19 protein-coding genes and 1 pseudogene are annotated in these 19,348 nt (G+C 68.0%); 10 read left to right on the top strand and 10 right to left on the bottom strand.

The genetic code is table 11. The features are described 5' to 3' along the window. Positions 1-162: pseudogene (locus Q392_RS34210) on the bottom strand (IS110 family transposase); the annotation flags it as partial. Between the two features lie 407 nt (positions 163-569). On the opposite strand from Q392_RS34210, the gene Q392_RS15450 reads away from it, so the two are divergent. Then, on the top strand, positions 570-1,016 hold the full coding sequence (locus Q392_RS15450) for a GyrI-like domain-containing protein (RefSeq protein WP_038209487.1): 447 nt from the start codon (positions 570-572) through the stop codon (positions 1,014-1,016). Positions 1,017-1,036: 20 nt separating this feature from the next. Further along, positions 1,037-1,756 carry a helix-turn-helix transcriptional regulator gene (locus tag Q392_RS15445; RefSeq protein WP_038209486.1) on the top strand — a complete coding sequence of 240 codons (720 nt, stop codon included), beginning with the start codon at positions 1,037-1,039 and terminating at the stop codon, positions 1,754-1,756. A 24-nt stretch (positions 1,757-1,780) separates the two neighbouring features. Here the strand turns inward: Q392_RS15445 and dnaB are convergent, their stop codons facing one another. The 7 genes from dnaB to ppsA all read right to left on the bottom strand — a co-directional run bounded on the left by dnaB (position 1,781) and on the right by ppsA (position 7,981). Further along, positions 1,781-3,187 carry a replicative DNA helicase gene (dnaB, locus tag Q392_RS15440; protein ID WP_038209484.1) on the bottom strand — a complete coding sequence of 469 codons (1,407 nt, stop codon included), beginning with the start codon at positions 3,185-3,187 and terminating at the stop codon, positions 1,781-1,783. Positions 3,188-3,379: 192 nt separating this feature from the next. Beyond that, positions 3,380-3,832 (bottom strand): 50S ribosomal protein L9, encoded by a 453-nt coding sequence (gene rplI / locus Q392_RS15435; protein ID WP_038209481.1) that lies wholly within the window; start codon positions 3,830-3,832, stop codon positions 3,380-3,382. A gap of 15 nt (positions 3,833-3,847) precedes the next feature. Beyond that, entirely contained in the window at positions 3,848-4,129 is a 282-nt protein-coding gene (gene rpsR / locus Q392_RS15430; protein WP_038209478.1) for a 30S ribosomal protein S18, read from the bottom strand. Between the two features lie 21 nt (positions 4,130-4,150). Next, entirely contained in the window at positions 4,151-4,456 is a 306-nt protein-coding gene (gene priB, locus Q392_RS15425; RefSeq protein ID WP_038209476.1) for a primosomal replication protein N, read from the bottom strand. Between the two features lies 1 nt (position 4,457). Continuing rightward, positions 4,458-4,832: a 30S ribosomal protein S6 gene (gene rpsF / locus Q392_RS15420; protein ID WP_038209473.1), complete on the bottom strand. Its 375-nt coding sequence runs from the start codon at positions 4,830-4,832 to the stop codon at positions 4,458-4,460. 96 nt (positions 4,833-4,928) lie between these two features. Then, positions 4,929-5,381, bottom strand: a complete 453-nt coding sequence (locus tag Q392_RS15415) for a hypothetical protein (RefSeq protein ID WP_038209468.1) — start codon at positions 5,379-5,381, stop codon at positions 4,929-4,931. A 206-nt stretch (positions 5,382-5,587) separates the two neighbouring features. Further along, complete coding sequence (ppsA, locus tag Q392_RS15410; protein ID WP_038209462.1) at positions 5,588-7,981, bottom strand: phosphoenolpyruvate synthase; 2,394 nt, start codon at positions 7,979-7,981, stop codon at positions 5,588-5,590. Positions 7,982-8,169: 188 nt separating this feature from the next. On the opposite strand from ppsA, the gene ppsR reads away from it, so the two are divergent. Beyond that, on the top strand, positions 8,170-8,997 hold the full coding sequence (gene ppsR / locus Q392_RS15405) for a posphoenolpyruvate synthetase regulatory kinase/phosphorylase PpsR (protein ID WP_038209460.1): 828 nt from the start codon (positions 8,170-8,172) through the stop codon (positions 8,995-8,997). A gap of 30 nt (positions 8,998-9,027) precedes the next feature. Here the strand turns inward: ppsR and ahpF are convergent, their stop codons facing one another. Together ahpF and ahpC are read right to left on the bottom strand one after the other, a co-directional pair. Further along, positions 9,028-10,617, bottom strand: coding sequence for an alkyl hydroperoxide reductase subunit F (ahpF, locus tag Q392_RS15400; RefSeq protein ID WP_038209458.1), 1,590 nt, complete (start codon positions 10,615-10,617; stop codon positions 9,028-9,030). 187 nt (positions 10,618-10,804) lie between these two features. Continuing rightward, positions 10,805-11,368: an alkyl hydroperoxide reductase subunit C gene (gene ahpC, locus Q392_RS15395; RefSeq protein WP_038209457.1), complete on the bottom strand. Its 564-nt coding sequence runs from the start codon at positions 11,366-11,368 to the stop codon at positions 10,805-10,807. A gap of 244 nt (positions 11,369-11,612) precedes the next feature. Here ahpC and bfr point away from each other — a divergent pair, with 244 nt between their 5' ends. The 7 genes from bfr (at position 11,613) to Q392_RS15360 (ending at position 19,271) form a co-directional block, all read left to right on the top strand. Beyond that, complete coding sequence (gene bfr, locus Q392_RS15390; RefSeq protein ID WP_038209517.1) at positions 11,613-12,089, top strand: bacterioferritin; 477 nt, start codon at positions 11,613-11,615, stop codon at positions 12,087-12,089. Positions 12,090-12,277: 188 nt separating this feature from the next. After that, positions 12,278-12,934 carry a PepSY-associated TM helix domain-containing protein gene (locus Q392_RS15385; protein WP_038209455.1) on the top strand — a complete coding sequence of 219 codons (657 nt, stop codon included), beginning with the start codon at positions 12,278-12,280 and terminating at the stop codon, positions 12,932-12,934. 32 nt (positions 12,935-12,966) lie between these two features. After that, positions 12,967-13,500 carry a DUF2271 domain-containing protein gene (locus tag Q392_RS15380; RefSeq protein ID WP_038209452.1) on the top strand — a complete coding sequence of 178 codons (534 nt, stop codon included), beginning with the start codon at positions 12,967-12,969 and terminating at the stop codon, positions 13,498-13,500. Between the two features lie 32 nt (positions 13,501-13,532). Continuing rightward, positions 13,533-14,339, top strand: a complete 807-nt coding sequence (locus tag Q392_RS15375) for a DUF4198 domain-containing protein (RefSeq protein ID WP_038209449.1) — start codon at positions 13,533-13,535, stop codon at positions 14,337-14,339. A 26-nt stretch (positions 14,340-14,365) separates the two neighbouring features. Next, the gene (locus Q392_RS15370) at positions 14,366-15,382 is read left to right on the top strand and encodes an FAD:protein FMN transferase (protein WP_245610726.1); all 1,017 of its coding nucleotides are present in this window, start codon (positions 14,366-14,368) and stop codon (positions 15,380-15,382) included. Then, positions 15,379-16,761, top strand: a complete 1,383-nt coding sequence (locus Q392_RS15365; protein ID WP_038209446.1) for a sulfite reductase subunit alpha — start codon at positions 15,379-15,381, stop codon at positions 16,759-16,761. The genes Q392_RS15370 and Q392_RS15365 overlap by 4 nt, the downstream gene beginning before the upstream one ends. A 227-nt stretch (positions 16,762-16,988) precedes the next feature. After that, complete coding sequence (locus tag Q392_RS15360) at positions 16,989-19,271, top strand: catecholate siderophore receptor Fiu (RefSeq protein WP_038209441.1); 2,283 nt, start codon at positions 16,989-16,991, stop codon at positions 19,269-19,271. Positions 19,272-19,348: the final 77 nt, after the last annotated feature.

The raw sequence follows: 19,348 nt of genomic DNA, 5'->3' as shown, positions 1-19,348 counted from the left end.
CTCCAACACCACCAGGGCCGGCGCCAGGGCCATGGCCTGGTGGACGAGTTGCTCGATGCCGCTGACGTCATTGGCGAGCTGCCAGGTCTTGGCCTGGTCGCTGCTGGCGACCTCCAGCGTCTGGCTGGAGACATCGATACCGATAAAAACACAGTCGGACACGTCCTCTCACTCCCATCCTTGTCTATGCGAACTTCAAGTTCCTACAACCGTTCGGGCTGCAAGAAAGGACGGTCCGGCTCAGGCGCCCAGTGCTCAGTCACGGGCTTCACGCATCCCAGAGGCCGCTCGGGCTACCCGAGCCGGTCCGAGGCTTAAAGATACAAGGCCATGCCGATACGCTTCCCCTTGCGCCTGTTCCTGCAGGCCCGTGACGACCCGCATGCGGCCGCCGGCGCCGGACGCCCACAACGTGGCCGCGACCGGCCTCACGCCGACATCGGCAGCGGCTTCGCGCCCCGACAGCGCGATGTACGCTATGCGCCGGCCCGCATGCGGGTCATCGCGCATGCCATGCGGACCTGCCCTGGACGATCCGGCCGGTGACATCACTCGGGAGACTGCACACCATGGAACCGACACGTCAGCATCAGGAGGCCTTCTGGGTCGCGGGCCCGCGCGTGCGCACCACCAACGCCGAGGAAAACGCCCCGGCCACCATGCGCATCGACGGCCTCTGGCAGCGCTTCTTCGCCGAGGAGGTGTACGCGCGCACGCCGCACCGCACCGCCGACGACCGCAACTTCGGCGTGTACGCGAACTACGAATCCGACGCCAGCGGGGCCTTCGACGTCATCTCCGGCGTGGCCGTGTCGCAAGGCGGCACGGTGCAGGTCGCAGCCGGCGACTACCTGGTGTTCGAGGCCCACGGCGAAATGCCGCAGGCGGTGCTCGACGCCTGGCAGCACATCTGGCGCTACTTCGAGACGCACCCCGAGATCAGGCGCAGCTACCGCAGCGATTTCGAGGCCTACACCAGCCCCACGGACCTCACGGTCCACATCGGCGTCGAGTAGCCTGCCCCGCCCTATCCGCCATGCGCCGTGCCGATCGCCTGTTCCAGATCGTCCAGCTCATCCGCGGGCGGCGCCTCACCACGGCCGCTTTCCTCGCCCGGCGGCTGGAGGTGTCGGAGCGCACGGTCTACCGCGACGTGGCCGACCTGCAGCACCAGGGCGTGCCGATCGAAGGTGAGGCCGGCATCGGCTATCGCCTGGGCGCGGGCTTCGAGCTGCCGCCGCTGATGTTCACGCAGGACGAAGCGCGGGCGCTGGTGGCGGCCGCGCGGCTCGCCCAGAGCTGGGTCGATGCCGCCATGGCGGGCGACATCGAGAACGCGCTGGGCAAGATCCTGTCGGTGCTGCCGCCCGCGGCGCGCGCCTCGGCCGAGGCGCTGGCGCTGTACGCGCCGGCCATCGCCATGAACGATGCCACGCGCGCGCACCTGCAGGCGCTGCGCGAAGCCGTGCAGGCGCGGCAGAAGCTGCGCCTGGACTACCGCGACGTCAACGACGCCGCCAGCCGCCGCACGGTGCGCCCGCTGGGCTGTTTCTACTGGGGCAAGGTCTGGACGCTGTCGGCCTGGTGCGAACTGCGCGGAGATTTCCGCGGCTTTCGCGTGGACCGCATCGACGTCGTGCAGGTATTGGACGAGCGCTTTCGCGACGAGCCGGGCAAGACGCTGGCCGACCTGCTGCGGCTCATGCGCAAGCCGGCACGACAGGACGCTCCCTGCGCGCCGCCAGCGAAGCCATAGCCCGCTCCAGCGGCATCACCCTGATCAGAAATCGTCGCCTGTGCCCAACGCGAGGTTCTCGAACTTGGTCAGCGGCTTGAGGAAGGCCAGCTTCACCGTGCCCGTCGGGCCGTTGCGGTGCTTGCTGATGATGACCTCGGCCACGCCCGGCTCCTTCGACTCCTTGTTGTAGTAGTCGTCACGGTAGATGAACATGATCAGGTCCGCGTCCTGCTCGATGGCGCCGGACTCGCGCAGATCGCTCATCATCGGGCGCTTGTCGGTGCGGCTTTCGACCCCGCGCGAGAGCTGCGACAGCGCGATCACCGGGCACTTCAGCTCCTTGGCCAGCATCTTCAGGCCGCGCGAGATCTCGCCCACCGCCGTGGCGCGGTTCTCGTCGCTCATGCTGGACGACACGCTCATCAGCTGCAGGTAGTCGACCACGATCAGGCCCAGGCGCCCGTACTGCCGCGCCAGGCGCCGCGCGTTGGCGCGCAGCTCGCTCGTGGTCAGGCCCGGCGTCTCGTCGATGTGCAGCGAGACGTTGCGCAGCTTCTCGATGGCCTCGGTCAGCCGCGGCCACTCCTCGTCCGTCAGCTTGCCGGTGCGCAGGTGGCCCTGGTCGATGCGGCCGATGGAGCCGACGATACGCACCGCCAGCTGCGCGGCGCCCATTTCCATCGAGAACACCGCCACCGGCAGGCCCTCCTCGATGGCGACGTGCTCCGCGATGTTGATGGCCAGCGAGGTCTTGCCCATCGAGGGGCGCGCCGCCAGCACGATCATGTCGCCCGGCTGCAGGCCCGAGGTCATCCTGTCGAACTCGTAGAAGCCGGTGCGCACCCCCGTGATGTCGTTGGGGTTGTCGGCCATCTCGGTCACGCGGTCGAGCAACTCGACCACCAGGGACTCCATGCTCTGGAAGCCCTGCTTCATCCGCGAGCCTTCCTCGCCGATGTTGAAGATCTTTTGCTCGGCCTCGTCCAGCAGCTTGTCGACCGCCTTGCCCTGCGTGTTGAAGGCGTTGGTGGCGATCTCGTCCGAGGCGGAGATCAGCTTGCGCAGGATGGAGCGCTCGCGCACGATCTCCGCGTAGCGGCGGATGTTGCTGGCGCTCGGCACGTACTGGGCCAGCGCGTTCAGGTAGACCAGCCCGCCCACCTCTTCCGACTTGCCCAGGCTCTGCAACTGCTCGTGGACGGTAATGACGTCGGCCGGCTTGTTGGCGTTGATGAGCTGGCCGATGGCCGCGAAGATCAGCTTGTGCTCGTGGCGATAGAAGTCGGCGTCGACCAGCAGGTCGCCGCAGCGGTCCCAGGCGCCGTTGTCCAGCAGCAGGCCGCCCAGCACGCTGGACTCGGCCTCGATGGAGTGCGGTGGAACGCGCAGTTGCGCGACCTGGCGGTCGTCGGGACGGGGCTCGTCGGGGAAGGAGAAGACAGCGGACATGGACTTCCTTGGGAGCTTTCAATGCTAGGCCGGCACGCAACACCAGTCACAGGACAACCCTGTGGAAAACCGGTGCGCATGCGGTGCGCAGTGCGGGACAACACCGCCGGAAAAACAAAGCCGCCCCGAGGGGCGGCTCCTGAAGGACAAGGCCGGCGACAGCGCGGCCTTGTTTCTCCTTTGCCGAAGGCGTTACGCCGTCTCGCCGTACACCGTGACGGTGATATCCACCACCACGTCGGTGTGCAACTGCACGTTGACGGTGGTGTCGCTCACCGTCTTGATCGGGCCGTTGGGCAGGCGCACCTGCGACTTGGCCACGTCGTAGCCCAGCTTCTTCAGCTCGTCGGCGATGTCGTGGTTGGTGACGGAGCCGAACAGGCGGCCGTCGACGCCGGCCTTCTGCGTCAGCTTGACGGTCGTGCCGGCCAGCTTCTCGCCTTGCGCCTGCGCGGCGGCCAGCTTTTCGGCGGCGGCCTTTTCCAGCTCGGCGCGGCGGGCCTCGAACTCCGCCTTGGCGGCTTCGGTGGCGCGGCGGGCGCGGCCGCTGGGGATCAGGAAGTTGCGGGCGTAGCCGTCCTTGACCTTGACGATCTCACCCAGGGCGCCGAGGTTGACGACCTTGTCCAGAAGAATGACTTGCATGGTTCAGGCCTCTCCTCAGATGCGGTGCTGGTCGGTGTAGGGCACCAGCGCCAGGAAGCGCGCGCGCTTGATGGCCGTGTTGAGCTGCCGCTGGTAGATCGCGCGGGTGCCGGTCAGGCGCGCCGGGATGATCTTGCCGTTCTCGCTGATGAAGTCGCGCAGGGTGTCGATGTCCTTGTAGTCGATCTCTTCGACGCCGGCGACGGTGAAGCGGCAGAAGCGCTTGCGCTTGAACAGCAGCGACTGGCTGTTGCGCTTGGGACGCTTGTCCTTGTTGAATTTCTTGAACGTGGCCATTTCGGGACCTCTTTTCGAAAATTAATCTTGCTGGAACTCGGTGATGTGGAAGACCGGGTGCTTCGCGTTGCGCGGCGTGGCCAGGAAACCCCTGAGGAGCCATTGGCTGCCCAGTGCCTGCCGTGCGAGCCGCTCGGCCACCGAACCGAAGGCCACCGCCTTCAGGGCCGCCTTCACCTGGCGGGTCTGCCCTGCTTCTTCGAGCGTCGACTCGTGCTCGAGTCGCAGGTCGACGGCGGGCAGGCCGGCGGGGGTGAAACGCAAGGCGGCGAGTTCGGTGATGCAGGCCGTCAGCACGAGCTGGTTGGCCGCACCCGATCGCGTCACATCAGCTGTTGTTGGCGGCGTACTCGGCCTGCTGGGCCTTGCGAGCCTCTTCGCGCTCGACCGTCTTCATCATCGACGACGGGCCGGTGTCGGCCTTCTTCTTCTGCACCGTCAGGTGGCGCAGCACGGCGTCGTTGAACTTGAAGGCGTGTTCCAGTTCGCCCATCACGGCCTGGTCGGCCTCGATGTTGATGCACAGGTAGTGCGCCTTGTTCAGCTTGTTGATCTGGTAGGCCAGCTGGCGGCGGCCCCAGTCTTCGACACGATGCACCTTGCCGTTGCCGGCGGCGATCATGCCCTTGTAGCGCTCCAGCATGGCCGGAACCTGTTCGCTCTGATCCGGGTGGATCAGCAAAATGATCTCGTAGTGACGCATGGCACTCCTTGTGGGTTCGTGAAGCCACCCGCCGCGTCCAGGCGGTGTGGCAAGGAAAAGCCCACGATTATAGCGTGCGCGCCAGCGCCAGGATCATCACCCCAGCAGGGCCCGCTCCAGGGCCTGCGCCTTGTCCGGCCCCACCGCCGCGCGGATCTTCGGCAGGAGGGCGGCCAGTTCCTCGTAGGTGGTTGCAGCCTCCACGGCGAGATTGAGCCGGAAGCCGCGCAGCCCGAGGCTGGCCGTGAGTTGGGTGGCGATCGGATAGGCCGTCTGGTAGCGCTCGCGTCCGCTGGCCGCAGGCACCGCCGCGGCAGCCGCTGCAGGCGAGGCCGATGGCGCCTCCTCCCCCGGCGCGGGCCGGCCCAGCAGTCCCAGGTCGACGAGCTGGTCCACGTCTTCCTGGGTCACGCCCATGCCGGCGTCCAGCACCTGCGCCACCGATCGACGGCCGTCGAACAGGATGAAGGCGGAGCGTTGGCGCGGTGTCAGCCGGACCGAACGGTCCCTCATGACCTGCTGGCCCATTTCGGTCTTGACAAGAATCATGGCGGTCTCCGTCCTGCACCGCCGCGCGGAACGCCAGTTGGCGCTCACGCCGACGCGTTCCGCAGGAGTTTGGCACCAAACTCACAATTTTTTTCAATTACACGAGGCTGACAGGGATTTCCCGGGCGGCTTTCCGCGCCTTTGTGCGCACGACACGTCGCCGCAGTGCAACATCCGGCGCGGCCCGCGCTGCGCGGGCCGGCCTGTCAGGACTGCGCCAGGCGCTGCCAGGTGTCAATCACGCTGTCGGGGTTGAGCGAGATCGACTCGATGCCCTGCCCCGCCAGCCACTGGGCGAAGTCGGGGTGGTCGCTGGGGCCCTGGCCGCAGATGCCGACGTACTTGCCCTTGCCTTTGCAGGCCTGGATGACCCGCTCCAGCAGGGCCTGCACGGCAGGGTCACGCTCGTCGAAGTCCGCCGCCAGCAGTTCAAGGCCGGAGTCGCGATCCAGGCCCAGGGTGAGCTGCGTCAGGTCGTTCGAGCCGATCGAGAAGCCGTCGAAGTATTCCAGGAAGCGGTCCGCCAGTACGGCGTTGCTGGGCACCTCGCACATCATGATGAGCTTGAGCTCGTTCTCGCCGCGCCTCAGGCCGTGGCCGGCCAGCAGTTCGGTCACGCGCTCGGCCTGCTTCAGGGTGCGCACGAAGGGCACCATGATCTGCACGTTGGTCAGGCCCATGTCCTCGCGCACGCGCTTGAGCGCCTCGCACTCCATCGCGAAGGCCTCGCCGAACTCCTGGCTGATGTAGCGCGCCGCACCGCGGAAGCCCAGCATCGGGTTCTCTTCCTCCGGCTCGTAGCGGCTGCCGCCGATCAGCTTGCGGTACTCATTGGACTTGAAGTCCGACAGGCGCACGATCACCGGCTTGGGCCAGAAGGCGGCCGCGATGGTGGCCACACCCTCGGCGACCTTGTCCACATAGAAGGCCCGGGGCGAGGCATGGCCGCGCGCCACCGACTCCACCGCCTTCTTCAGGTCGCCGTCGACCTGCGGGTAGTCGAGGATGGCCTTGGGGTGCACGCCGATGTTGTTGTTGATGATGAACTCCAGCCGCGCCAGGCCCACGCCCGCGTTGGGCAGCTGGGCAAAGTCGAAGGCGAGCTGCGGGTTGCCCACATTCATCATGATCTTGGTCTTGATGGCGGGCATCTCGCCGCGCTGGACCTCGGTGACTTCGGTTTCCAGCAGGCCGTCGTAGATGTGGCCGGTGTCGCCCTCGGCGCAGCTCACGGTGACGAGGGTGCCGTCCTTCAGGCGGTCGGTGGCGTCGCCGCAGCCGACCACGGCCGGGATGCCCAGCTCGCGCGCGATGATGGCCGCGTGGCAGGTGCGCCCGCCGCGGTTGGTGACGATGGCGCTGGCGCGCTTCATCACCGGCTCCCAATTGGGGTCGGTCATGTCGGTGACGAGGATGTCACCGGCCTGCACCTTGTCCATCTCGGCGATGCTGCTGACCAGGCGCACCGGGCCGGTGCCGATCTTCTGGCCGATGGCGCGGCCCTCGGCCAGCACCGTGCCCTTGCTGAGCAGCTTGAAGCGCTGCTCGGCCTTGCCGGCCTGCTGGCTCTTCACCGTCTCGGGGCGCGCCTGCAGGATGTAGAGCTGGCCGTCGGTGCCGTCCTTGCCCCACTCGATGTCCATCGGGCGGCCGTAGTGCTTCTCGATGACCAGGGCGTACTTCGCCAGTTGCTCGACCTCGTCGTCGGCCAGCGAGTAGCGGTTGCGCAACTCGGCCTTGACGTCGGTGGTCTTGACCAGCTTGCCGCTGGCCTTCTTCTCCTCCGGCGTGGCGAACTCCATCTGGATCAGCTTGGAGCCGAGGTTGCGGCGGATGACAGCCTTCTTGCCCGCTTCGAGCATCGGCTTGTGGACGTAGAACTCGTCGGGGTTCACCGCGCCCTGCACCACCGTCTCGCCCAGGCCGTAGCTGCTGGTGATGAAGACGACCTGGTCGAAGCCGGATTCGGTGTCGATGGTGAACATCACGCCCGCGGCCCCCAGGTCGGAGCGCACCATGCGCTGCACGCCGGCCGACAAAGCCACCACGTCATGCGCGAAGCCCTTGTGCACGCGGTAGCTGATGGCGCGGTCGTTGTAGAGGCTGGCGAAGACCTCCTTCATCTTGTGCAGCACGTCCTCGATGCCGACGACGTTCAGGAAGGTCTCCTGCTGGCCGGCGAAGGAAGCGTCGGGCAGGTCTTCGGCCGTGGCGGAGGAGCGCACCGCGAAGCTGGCCTGGTCGTTGCCGGCGCAGAGCGTGGCGAAGGCATCGCGCACCGCCTTTTCGAGGTCGGCCGGGAAGGGCTGGGCCTCGATCCAGCCGCGGATCTCGGCGCCGGCGGCGGCCAGGGCGCGCACGTCCTCGATGTCGAGCGTGGCCAGGCGCTGGCTGATCTTGTCCGACAGGCCCTCGTGCGCCAGGAACTGGCGGAAGGCATGCGCCGTGGTGGCGAAGCCGGTGGGCACGCGCACGCCCTGCGGCAGTTGCGAGATCATTTCGCCGAGGCTGGCGTTCTTGCCGCCGACCGCCTCGACGTCGGTCATCCTCAGGTTTTCAAACGGTACGACCAAGGCGGTCGCGTCGAAGAGTTGAGACATGGGAAGGCTCCGGAAGTTGAAAGCGGCGCAGCGGCATGCAGGCGGGCACGGGGCACGATCGTTCTTCTGGCTCTGGGTGCGCGGCCGGGCTGCATGGGAGTGGCGTGGGGGCGGGAGACTCGGTCCCGATAATGGGGCGGATTGTAGGCGTGGCTCTTGCTGGGCCGCTGCAGGACAGGAACCCCATCGTGACGCCCCGTACCCGCACCGTTTTCTACGTCTCCGACGGCACCGGCATCACCGCCGAGACCTTCGGCAACGCCGTGCTCGCCCAGTTCGAGATCAAGCCGCGCCACGTGCGGCTGCCCTTCACCGACACCGTGGACAAGGCCCACCAGGCGGTGCGCCAGATCAACCACACCGGCGAGGTGGAGGGGATGCGGCCGATCGTCTTCACCACCCTGGCGGACATGGAGGTGCTGGAAGTGATCGAGACCGGCTGCAAGGGCATGCTGCTGGACATGTTCGGCACCTTCGTGCGCCCGCTGGAGATCGAACTGGCGATGAAGTCCAACCATCGCATCGGCCGCTTCTCCGACATCAGCAAGAGCAAGGAATACAACGACCGCATTGCCGCGATCGACTTCAGCCTGCAGCACGACGACGGCCAGAGCAACCGCGACCTGGAGTCGGCGGACGTCATCCTGGTGGGCGTCAGCCGCAGCGGCAAGACGCCCACCTCGCTCTACCTGGCGATGCAGCACGGCCTGAAGGCGGCCAACTACCCGCTGATTCCGGAGGACTTCGACCGCCGCCAGCTGCCGCCGGCGCTGGTGCCCTTCCGCAAGAAGATCTTCGGGCTGACCATCCAGCCCGAGCGGCTGGCCGAGATCCGCAACGAGCGCCGACCGAACTCGCGCTATGCCAGCCTGGAGAACTGCCGCTACGAGGTTAACGAGGCCGAGGCGATGATGCGCCGGGCCGGCATCCGCTGGCTGTCGACCACCACCAAGTCGATCGAGGAGATCGCGACGACGATCCTCCAGGAGATCCGGCCGGAGCGGCTGAGCTACTGAGCCGGAGCCCGGCAGCCCAGCCGCGGCGGCTCAGGCCGCAACGGCGACGTCCTGCTCGACCGCCGGCGCCGAGGTGCGGATCAGGTGGTCGAAGGCGCCCAGCGCCGCCTTGGCCCCATCGCCGGCGGCAATGATGATCTGCTTGAACGGCACCGTGGTGCAGTCGCCGGCCGCGAACACGCCCGGCACCGAGGTCTGGCCCCGGTCGTCGACCACGATCTCGCCGTGGCGCGACAGCTCCAGCGTGCCCTTGAGCCATTCGGTGTTGGGCACCAGGCCGATCTGCACGAACACGCCCTCCAGTGCGACGCGATGCACCTCGCCGGTGCCGCGGTCCTTGTAGTTCAGGCCGTTCACCTTGTCGGTGCCGGTGATCTCGGTGGTCTGCGCGTGGGTGATCACCGTCACGTTCGGCAGGCTGCGCAGCTTGCGCTGCAGCACCTCGTCGGCGCGCAGCTTGGCGTCGAACTCGATCAGCGTCACGTGGCCGACGATGCCGGCCAGGTCGATGGCCGCCTCGACGCCGGAGTTGCCGCCGCCGATCACCGCCACGCGTTTGCCCTTGAACAGCGGGCCGTCGCAGTGCGGGCAGTAGGCCACGCCCTTGTTCTTGAACTCCTGCTCGCCCGGCACGTTGATGTTGCGCCAGCGCGCGCCGGTGGCCAGCACCACGGTCTTCGCCTTCAGCGTCGCGCCGCTCTCGGTCTGCAGCTCGATGAATCCATCGCCGGGCACCAGCGCCTTGGCGCGCTGCAGGTTCATGATGTCCACGTCGTAGTGGCGCACGTGCTCTTCCAGCGCCAGGGCGAACTTCGGTCCCTCGGTCTCCTTGACCGAGATGAAGTTCTCGATGCCCAGCGTGTCCAGCACCTGGCCGCCGAAGCGCTCGGAGGCGACACCGGTGCGGATGCCCTTGCGCGCGGCGTACACGGCCGCGGCCGCGCCGGCCGGGCCGCCGCCGACGATCAGCATGTCGAACGGCGCCTTGGCAGAGATCTTCTTGGCCTCGCGCTCCACGCCGCTGGTGTCGATCTTGGCCAGGATCTCCTCCAGGCTCATGCGGCCGGAGCCGAACTGCGTGCCGTTGAGGAAGACGGTGGGAACGCCCATGATCTGGCGTTCCTTGATCTCGTCCTGGAAGGTGCCGCCCTCGATCATGGTGGTCTTGATGCGCGGGTTCTGCACCGCCATCAGGTTCAGCGCCTGCACCACGTCAGGGCAGTTGTGGCAGGTCAGCGAGACGTACACCTCGAACTCGAAGTCGCCGTCCAGGGCCTTGATCTGGTCGAGGATCGCCTGCTCCACCTTCGGCGGGTAGCCGCCCACCTGCAGCAGGGCCAGCACCAGCGAGGTGAACTCGTGGCCCATCGGCAGGCCGGCGAAGCGCGGGCCGCTGCTCTCGCCCGGACGGTTGATGGAGAACGAGGGCGTGCGGTGCGGCGTGCCGGCGGAGCTGTCTTCCACCACGGTCACCAGCTTCGACGACTCGGCGATGTCCTTGAGCAGCGCGCGGGTCTCCTGCGAGGCCTGCGTGTCGTCGAGCGAGGCGACGATCTCGATGGGTCGCGAGATGCGTTCGAGGTAACTGGCAAGTTGGGCCTTGGTGGCGGCGTCGAGCATGGCGATCTCTCTTTCTCTGGCATTCAAAAAACAAGAGCCCGGGGTACGGTGCCCCCGGGCTCGACTCGGGGCGGCGCTCGAAGCGAGGCCGCCGGGCTGGCGCGTTCAGGCGGACGCCGTCCGCCAGGGCGGGAAGGCGTCGATACGGGGCCCGAAAGCCAGCCGGGGGCCGGTCATGGGAGGGCGATCAGATCTTGCCGACCAGGTCGAACGAGGGCTTGAGCGTCGCGGCGCCCTCTTCCCACTTGGCGGGGCAGACTTCACCCGGGTGCGAGGCGACGTACTGCGCCGCCTTGACCTTGCGCAGCAGGTCCTTGGCGTCGCGGCCGATGCCTTCGGCGGTGATTTCCAGCGCCTGGATCACGCCCTGCGGGTCGACGATGAAGGTGCCGCGGTTGGCCAGGCCCTGGTCTTCGCGCAGGACTTCGAAGTTGCGGCTGATCGCCAGGGTCGGGTCGCCCAGCATCGTGTACTTGATCTTGCCGATGGTCTCGGACGAGTCGTGCCAGGCCTTGTGGGTGAAGTGGGTGTCGGTCGAGACCGAGTAGATCTCCACGCCCAGCTTCTGGAACTCGGCGTAGTGGTCGGCCACGTCGCCCAGTTCGGTCGGGCACACGAAGGTGAAGTCGGCCGGGTAGAAGAAGAAGACGGCCCACTTGCCCTTGACGTCGGCATCGGACACGTCGATGAACTTGCCATCCTTGTACGCGGTGGCCTTGAAGGGTTTGATTTCGGTGTTGATGACGGACATGTGCTTTCCTTCTGTGGAGGAGGTTGAACAATCGGGTGAGACATGATTATATGCATTGAAATCGACGATTCAATAGAAATCAACTATTAATCATGACCCTGCCGCCTATGACGATTGCCGCGTTGTGCGAACGTGTCTCAGCATCAAACGCATGCAGACCGCCCGCGCAGGGACTTGACTTGTACGGCCCCCGGCACGGTCGGGACAATGGCGCCCGCAACTGTTTTTGATGAAGGACAACAACATGAAGGGCGACCCCCAGGTCATCGACCATCTGCAGGCGCAGCTCAAGAACGAACTGACGGCCATCAACCAGTATTTCCTGCACTACCGCATGCTCAAGCACTGGGGCCTGGACAAGCTGGCGAAGAAGGAATACGAGGAATCCATCGGCGAGATGAAGCACGCCGACAAGCTGATGGACCGCATCTTCATGCTCGACGGCCTGCCCAACCTGCAGGACCTGGCCAAGCTCCAGGTGGGCGAGGACGTGCCCGAGATCCTGGCCTGCGACCTGCGCTCCGAGCAGGACGCCCAGACCACCCTCAAGGCCGGCATCGCCTATTGCGAATCCGTGCGCGACTATGTCTCGCGCGACCTGCTGCAGGAGATCCTGGAAGACACCGAGGAGCACATCGACTTCCTGGAAACGCAGATCGATCTGGTGGACAAGGTGGGGCTGCCCAACTACCTGCAGTCGCAGATGGGCGAGGCGGACTGATCTCGCCCGGCAGACCAGCTCAGGCCCTTCGGGGCCTTTTTCTTGATATCTTTACCGGAACTTTGCAGCTATCGAATCCATAGCATTCGATGCAGGGATGGCAAGCGCGTCCGCGCCTCCGTGCCGAGGGCCCAAGGCGCCCCAAATGCAATCCGTTCTCATTTGAGTGGCTAGAATCCGGCGCGCCCATGCAGCCCGCCGCCTCCGCCCTTCCCTCCTCCTCCCGACGCGCCTACTGGCTCAAGACCCTGCACGAGTGGCACTGGGTCAGTTCGGCGCTGTGCCTGGTGGGCATGCTGCTGTTCAGCATCACGGGCATCACGCTCAACCACGCCGGCCAGATCGAGGCCCGGCCCACCGTCACCCGCCTCGACGGCACGCTGCCGCCGCCCCTGCGCGAGCGCCTGGAGAACGCCCTGCCGGCGGTGCGCCAGCAGCGCCAGGGCCGCGCCCCCCTGCCGCCGGAAGTGAGCCTGTGGGTGCAGGCCCAGTGGCAGGTGGACACCGCGGGCCGCGAGGCCGAATGGTCCGACGACGAGGTCTACGTCTCCCTGCCGCGCCCCGGCGGTGATGCCTGGCTGCGCATCGCGCTGCCCGATGGCGAGGCCGAGTACGAGCTGACGGACCGCGGCTGGATCTCCTATTTCAACGACCTGCACAAGGGCCGCCACACGGGCGTGGCGTGGAGCTGGTTCATCGACATCTTCGCCGCCGCCGCGCTGGTCTTCTCGGTCACCGGGCTGCTGATCCTCAAGATGCACGCCACCAAGCGCCCCTTCACCTGGCCGATGGTCGGCCTGGGCCTGCTGGCGCCGCTGCTGCTGGCGCTGCTGCTCATTCACTGATCTCCGTTTTCCCGCTTCCACAAAGGACTGCCGTGCACCTTCGCTACCCCCTCGCTCCCATCGCGCTGTCGGCGCTGTTCGCCGGCCCGGCCGTGGCCGCCGGCCTGGGCGTGAACATCGAGATCCCGCGCCTGAACGTCTCGGAATACCACCGCCCCTACGTGGCGGCCTGGATCGAGAAGCCTGACAACACGGTCGCCACCACGCTGGCCGTCTGGTACGACATCCGCACCAAGACCAACAACCCCGAGGGCGAAGGCACCAAGTGGCTGAAGGACCTGCGCCAGTGGTGGCGCCGCACCGGCCGCGAGCTGAGCGTGCCGATCGACGGCGTGACGGGCGCCACCAAGCCCGCCGGCAAGCATCAGCTGAACTTCACCGAAGGCGCCAAGCCGCTGGGCCAACTGGCGCCCGGCAGCTACAAGCTGGTGGTCGAGGCCTCGCGCGAGGTCGGCGGCCGCGAGGTGGTCAGCGTGCCCTTCCAGTGGCCGCCCGCCAAGGCCGAACAGCTCGGCGCCAAGGGCAAGGACGAGCTGGGCGAGATCCAGCTCGAACTCAAGCCCTGAACAACCCCTTTCACCCGACGAGGAGTCCCATCATGCACAAGACCATCCTGCGCACCGCCGCCGCCGCGCTGACCCTGACCGCCGCCCTCGCCGCCCAGGCCCACAACCAGTGGCTGCTGCCCTCGACCACCGTGCTGTCCAAGCCCGACTGGGTGACGGTGGACGGCGCCGTCTCCAACGACCTGTTCGTCGCCAACCACTTCCCGGCCAACCTGGACAACCTGCAGGTCACCGGCCCCGAGGGCGTGGCCGTCAAGGCCGAGAACCAGGCCAGGCTCAAGCACCGCAGCGTGTTCGACGTGAACCTGACCCAGCCCGGCACCTACCGCATCGCGCTGGTCAACAGCGGCGTGTTCGCCAGCTGGAAGGACAAGGCCACCGGCCAGAACAAGCGCGCCCGCGGCACGCCGGAAACGATCGCCAAGGAGATTCCGGCCGATGCGCAGGAGCTGCGCGTGAGCCAGTCCGCCGGCCGCGTCGAGACCTTCGTGACGGTGGGCAAGCCCTCGCCCGTCAAGCCGGTCGGCCAGGGCCTGGAGATGATCTCGACGGCCAGCCCGACCGACAACGTCAAGGGCGAGAAGTCCACCTTCACCCTGCTGCTGGACGGCCAGCCCGCCAAGGACGTGGAGGTGACTGTCACCGCCGGCAACACCGTCTATCGCGACAAGCTGGACGAACTGAAGGTCAAGACCGATGCCAACGGCCAGTTCAGCGTGACCTGGCCGAGCGCCGGCATGTACTGGCTGGACGCCAGCGTGCGCGACGACAAGACCACCGTGCCGCAGGCCAAGGAGCGTCGCGTGAGCTACGCCGCGACGCTCGAGGTGGCACCGTAAGCGGCGCCGCCCGCCACCGCCCGATCTTGTCCGCCCGCCCGGACTTCAGCGCCCGCCTGCCGGGCTACGCCGCGCCTGCGCTGCCGCGCGCGGCCGATCCGCCGCACCTGCAGCGGCTGGCGGGCGCCACCATGGGCACGACTTGGTCGCTGCGGGTGGCCAACCCGCACATGCTGCCGCTGGCGACGATCGAGTCCGCCGTGCAGGGTGCGCTGGACGAGGTGGTCGCGCAGATGAGCCACTGGGAGCCCGGCTCCTTCATCAGCCGCTTCAACCGCGCACCGGCCGATACGGCCCATGCGATGCCGGATGCCTTCGCCCGGGTGCTGCGGCGCGCGCTGCACTGGGCCGCCGAAAGCAACGGCGCGCTGGACCCGAGCGTGGGTGCGCTGGTGGGGCTGTGGGGCTTCGGCCCGGAGGCTGCGGACACGACGGCGCCGCCGCCTGCCGAGGCCCTCGCCGCAGTGCGCGCACGCAGCGGCTGGCGCCGTCTGCGCTTCGACGCCGACGGCCGGCTCATCCAGCCCGGCGGGCTCTCGCTCGATTTCTCCGGCATCGCCAAAGGCTTCGCCGTGGACGCCGGCATCGAGGCGCTGCGCGCGCTGGACTTGCACGATCTGCTGTTCGAGGTGGGCGGCGAACTGAGCGGCACCGGGCGACGCCCCGGCGGGCTGCCCTGGCAGGTGGCGGTCGATCCGGGCAATGGCGCATCGCAGCGCATCGCGCTCTCGGACCGCGCGGTCGCCACCTCCGGCGACCGGTGGCACGTGCGCGAACACGCCGGCCGGCGCTGGTCACACACGCTGGACCCGCGCACCGGCGAACCGGTCGCGCACGCGCTGGCCGCCGTCACCGTGCTGCACGGCACCTGCATGGATGCCGACGCGCTGGCCACCGTGCTGACCGTGCTGGGGCCCGGCAAGGGCCTGGCCTTCGCCGACCGCCACGACGTCGCCGCGCTCTTCGCCGAACGCGATGCGGACGGCCCGCTGCGGCTGCGCGAAAGCGCGGCCTGGACGGCAGCGCAGGCGAACCCCACTTGAACTCCCCCGACCTGCTTCGCTGGCTGGGCGCCGCCGCCGCCGTGGCCGCCTATGCCGGGCTGTGCGCCGGCATCTGGTGGCGCGAGCGCCGCCGCGCCGCCGCCGCGGCGGCCGATGCGGCATCGCTGGCGGGGCCGGTCGCCGCGGCGGCCGCGCCCACCTTGGTGCTGCACGCCAGCCAGACGGGCCAGGCCGAGGAACTCGCCTGGCAGACCGCCCGCTGGCTGCACGCCGGCGGCCAGCCGGTGCGCGTGCTGGCCCTGAACGCGCTGGACGCCGCCACACTGGCCGCCGCGCCACAGGCCTTCTTCATCGCCAGCACCTACGGCGAAGGCGACGCGCCCGACGGCGCCAGCGTCTTCGTCGACCAGGTGATGGCGGCAGCGCCCCGGTCGCTGGCGGCGCTGCGCTATGCGCTGCTGGCCCTGGGCGACCGGCAGTACGAGCAGTTCTGCGGCTTCGGCCGCCGCCTCGACGCCTGGCTGCAGGGCTCGGGCGCCCAGCCGCTGTTCGAGCGCATCGAGGCCGACAACCTCGCACCGGCGGCGCTGGCCGACTGGCGCCGCCGCCTGCGGCCCGAGGCCGGCGACGCACAAGCCGGCGACGACGACACGCCGGCCGACTTCGCGCCGTGGCGCCTGGTCTCGCGCACCCTGCTCAATCCGGGCAGCCAGGGCGGGCCGGTGTTCGAACTCGGCTTCATGCCGCCGCGTGGCCCCGATCCGCACTGGGAACCGGGCGACCTGGCGCAGATCCGGCTGGACAGCGATCCGACGCGGCCGCGCGACTATTCCATTGCCTCCACCGTGCGCGACGGCGAACTGCAGTTGATCGTCCGGCAGGAGCGCCACCCCGACGGGCGGCTCGGCGCCGCCTCGGGCCTGCTCACCGCCACGCTCACCCTCGGCGACACCGTGGCGCTGCGTCTGCGCCGGCACCGCAGCTTCCGGCTGGAAGACAACGCGCACCGGCCGCTGATCCTCATCGGCAACGGCACCGGCGTGGCCGGGCTGCGCGCCCACCTGCGCGAGCGCGCCGCCACCGGGATCAGCTCCAACTGGCTGGTCTTCGGCGAGCGCCAGGCAGCGCACGACTTCCTCTGCCGCGACGAACTGAGCGCCTGGCACGCCAGCGGCGTGCTGGCGCGGCTGGACATGGTCTTCTCCCGCGACCAGCCGGAGCGACGCTACGTGCAGCATCAGCTGCTTCGGGCCGCGGACGAACTCCAGGCCTGGCTGCACCGCGATGCCGCGATCTACGTCTGCGGCAGCCTGCAGGGCATGGCGGCGGGCGTGGATGCGGCGCTGCGCCAGATCGCCGGCGAAGCCACGATGCTCGAGTTGCAGCGCACCGGCCGCTACCGGCGCGACGTGTACTGAGCTCCCTTTTCGCCTGCCTCCGTGTTGCGACGCAGCAACGAAATGTGATGCAGTTCACATAAATGAGGTAGAAGCTGTTGCAAGTCATTATCATTCGCACGGCTCGCGGTTCGCCGCGAACTTTTCCCTGACCACCCCCCGACCAGCCAGCCCCCCTCCTTCACGCGAGGGCGCCGCGCAAGCCACGTCGAGTCCTCGAATACCACCTTTACCGGAGGAGGGCCTTCATGGCTTACATCAAGAGTCGCAAGCACGCCGTCGCGCGCGCCGTTCCCCCTTTGACCGCCGCCGCCACGCTGATGGCGCTGTCGCTGCCCGGCATGGCGCAGACGGCCGACCCCGCCACCCTCCCGCCGGTGCAGGTGCAGGATTCGGCGGAGAGCTTCAAGGCCGAGGCGGTGTCCAGCCCCAAGTTCACGCAGCCGCTGGTGGACACGCCCCAGACGATCACCGTGATCAAGAAGGAAGTGCTCCAGGAACAGGGCGCCACCACGCTGACCGAGGCGCTGCGCAACACCTCCGGCATCACCTTCCAGATGGGCGAGAACGGCAACACCGCCACCGGCGACGCCGTGACCATGCGCGGCTATGACGCCGCCGGCAGCATCTTCGTGGACGGCGTGCGCGACGTCGGCTCGATCACCCGCGACATGTTCAACACCGAGGCGGTGGAAGTGATCAAGGGCCCGTCGGGCGCCGACATCGGGCGCTCCGCGCCCACTGGCTACATCAACCTGGTGAGCAAGGTGCCCCAGGCATCCAACTTCATCGCCGGCAGCGTGGGCTTCGGCACCGACAGCCAGAAGCGCGCCACGGTGGACTTCAACCGCGTGCTCAACGAATCGGGCAGCATGGCCTTCCGCCTGAACGCCATGATCCAGGACAGCGGCGTTCCCGGCCGCGACGACGTGAAGAACAAGGGCTGGGGCATCGCGCCGTCCATCGCCTTCGGCCTGAACACGCCAACCCGCGTGTACGTGCAGTACCAGCACATGAACCAGCGCAACCGCCCGGACGGCGGCCTGCCCACCACCGGCCTGCCCGGCTACTACCTGGCGCAGCTGGCGGCGCGCGGCGGCACCGGGCCGCAGCCCGACACCAGCAACTACTACGGCTACCTGTCGGACCACGACAACGTCGACGCCGACATGCTCACGGCGCGCATCGAGCACGACTTCTCGCCCACGGTCAAGCTGACCAACATCACCCGCTGGGGCCGCGCCAAGCAGGACCTGGTGCTCACCGGCGTGTTCAGCAGCGGCCTGCTCACGCCCGACATCTGGAACCCGATCGGCTGGCAGACGCGCGTGCTGCCGCAGGGCAAGGGCCAGCGCAACGAGATCCTGACCAACCAGACCAACGTCACGGCCGAGCTGATGACGGGCAGCGTGAAGCACACGCTCAGCGGCGGTGTCGAAGTGGTGCGCGAGCAGCAGGACAACACCACCATGGCGGCAGTGCTCAACGCCTCCAACGGCGTGCGCTCGGGCAGCTCGTACCTGGCCTACAACAGCCTGTACCTGCCCAACGTGCACCGCGCCTTCGTGCCGGTGCTGCCCACCGGCGCCACCAGCGACGGCCAGGTCACCACGGTCGCCGCCTACCTGTTCGACACCATCAAGTTCAACGAGCAGTGGCAGCTGACCGGCGGCCTGCGCTACGAGCACTACCGTACCAGCTATCACAACCTGGCAGCCCCGGCGGCCAACGGCCTGCGCACCGTCAACGCGGCGCAGTCGGCCTCCGACAACCTGCTGACCGGCAAGATCGGCCTGGTCTACAAGCCCGCGCCCAACGGCAGCATCTATGCCGCCTACTCCACCAGCGCGACGCCGCCGGGGAGCAACTTCTCGTTCCCGTCGTCGACCACCGCGGCCAACGTGAACAACCTCAGCATGGATCCGCAGAAGGCCAAGACCATCGAGGTCGGCACCAAGTGGGACGTGCTGGACCGGCGCCTGAGCCTGGCCGGCGCGATCTTCCGCACCACCAACAAGAACGAGCTGGCCCGCCTGGACGAGCTGACCGGCGAGATGGAGGTGTACGGCAAGTCGCGCGTGCAGGGCTTCGAGCTGAGCGCGGTGGGCCAGATCACCCCGGCCTGGCAGGTCATCGCCAGCTTCACCCACCTGAACACGAAGATCCTCGAAGGGACGACCTCCAACACCGGCGCCTCCTTCCGCTGGACGCCGGAGAACAGTGCCTCGCTGTGGACCAGCTACCGCTTCCCGTTCGGCCTGACCATCGGCGGCGGGGCACGCTACGTCTCGACGCAGCCGCGCTCCACCTCGAACGCCGCCATCACCCCGACCACCTTCTTCCCCGCGGTGCCGAGCTACACGGTGTGGGACGCCATGATCGGCTACGAAGTGAACAAGAACGTGTCGATCCAGTTGAACCTGTACAACCTGGCCGACAAGTTCTACATCGCACGCCTGAACAACGCCGGCAACCGCTACTCGATGGGCACGCCGCGCTCGGCCATGCTCAGCGCCAACTTCCGGTTCTGATCTCGCGCAAGCTGCACCGCACAGCGCGGTGCGACACTGCAGCCCCGCCCGCCCCGGCGGGGCTTTTTTTCTTCGAC

The sequence above is a fragment of the Xenophilus azovorans DSM 13620 genome (assembly GCF_000745855.1).
GTDB lineage: Bacteria > Pseudomonadota > Gammaproteobacteria > Burkholderiales > Burkholderiaceae_C > Xenophilus > Xenophilus azovorans.
This window is presented reverse-complemented; position numbering and strand designations above follow the sequence as displayed.

Bases quoted from the DNA above. Each gene is read 5' to 3' on its own strand.
- Q392_RS15450 (WP_038209487.1), top strand. From the start codon at position 570: ATGGAACCGACACGTCAGCATCAGGAGGCCTTCTGGGTCGCGGGCCCG.
- Q392_RS15445 (WP_038209486.1), top strand. From the start codon at position 1,037: ATGCGCCGTGCCGATCGCCTGTTCCAGATCGTCCAGCTCATCCGCGGG.
- dnaB (WP_038209484.1), bottom strand. From the start codon at position 3,187: ATGTCCGCTGTCTTCTCCTTCCCCGACGAGCCCCGTCCCGACGACCGC.
- rplI (WP_038209481.1), bottom strand. From the start codon at position 3,832: ATGCAAGTCATTCTTCTGGACAAGGTCGTCAACCTCGGCGCCCTGGGT.
- rpsR (WP_038209478.1), bottom strand. From the start codon at position 4,129: ATGGCCACGTTCAAGAAATTCAACAAGGACAAGCGTCCCAAGCGCAAC.
- rpsF (WP_038209473.1), bottom strand. From the start codon at position 4,832: ATGCGTCACTACGAGATCATTTTGCTGATCCACCCGGATCAGAGCGAA.
- Q392_RS15415 (WP_038209468.1), bottom strand. From the start codon at position 5,381: ATGATTCTTGTCAAGACCGAAATGGGCCAGCAGGTCATGAGGGACCGT.
- ppsA (WP_038209462.1), bottom strand. From the start codon at position 7,981: ATGTCTCAACTCTTCGACGCGACCGCCTTGGTCGTACCGTTTGAAAAC.
- ahpF (WP_038209458.1), bottom strand. From the start codon at position 10,617: ATGCTCGACGCCGCCACCAAGGCCCAACTTGCCAGTTACCTCGAACGC.
- ahpC (WP_038209457.1), bottom strand. From the start codon at position 11,368: ATGTCCGTCATCAACACCGAAATCAAACCCTTCAAGGCCACCGCGTAC.
- bfr (WP_038209517.1), top strand. From the start codon at position 11,613: ATGAAGGGCGACCCCCAGGTCATCGACCATCTGCAGGCGCAGCTCAAG.
- Q392_RS15385 (WP_038209455.1), top strand. From the start codon at position 12,278: ATGCAGCCCGCCGCCTCCGCCCTTCCCTCCTCCTCCCGACGCGCCTAC.
- Q392_RS15375 (WP_038209449.1), top strand. From the start codon at position 13,533: ATGCACAAGACCATCCTGCGCACCGCCGCCGCCGCGCTGACCCTGACC.
- Q392_RS15360 (WP_038209441.1), top strand. From the start codon at position 16,989: ATGGCTTACATCAAGAGTCGCAAGCACGCCGTCGCGCGCGCCGTTCCC.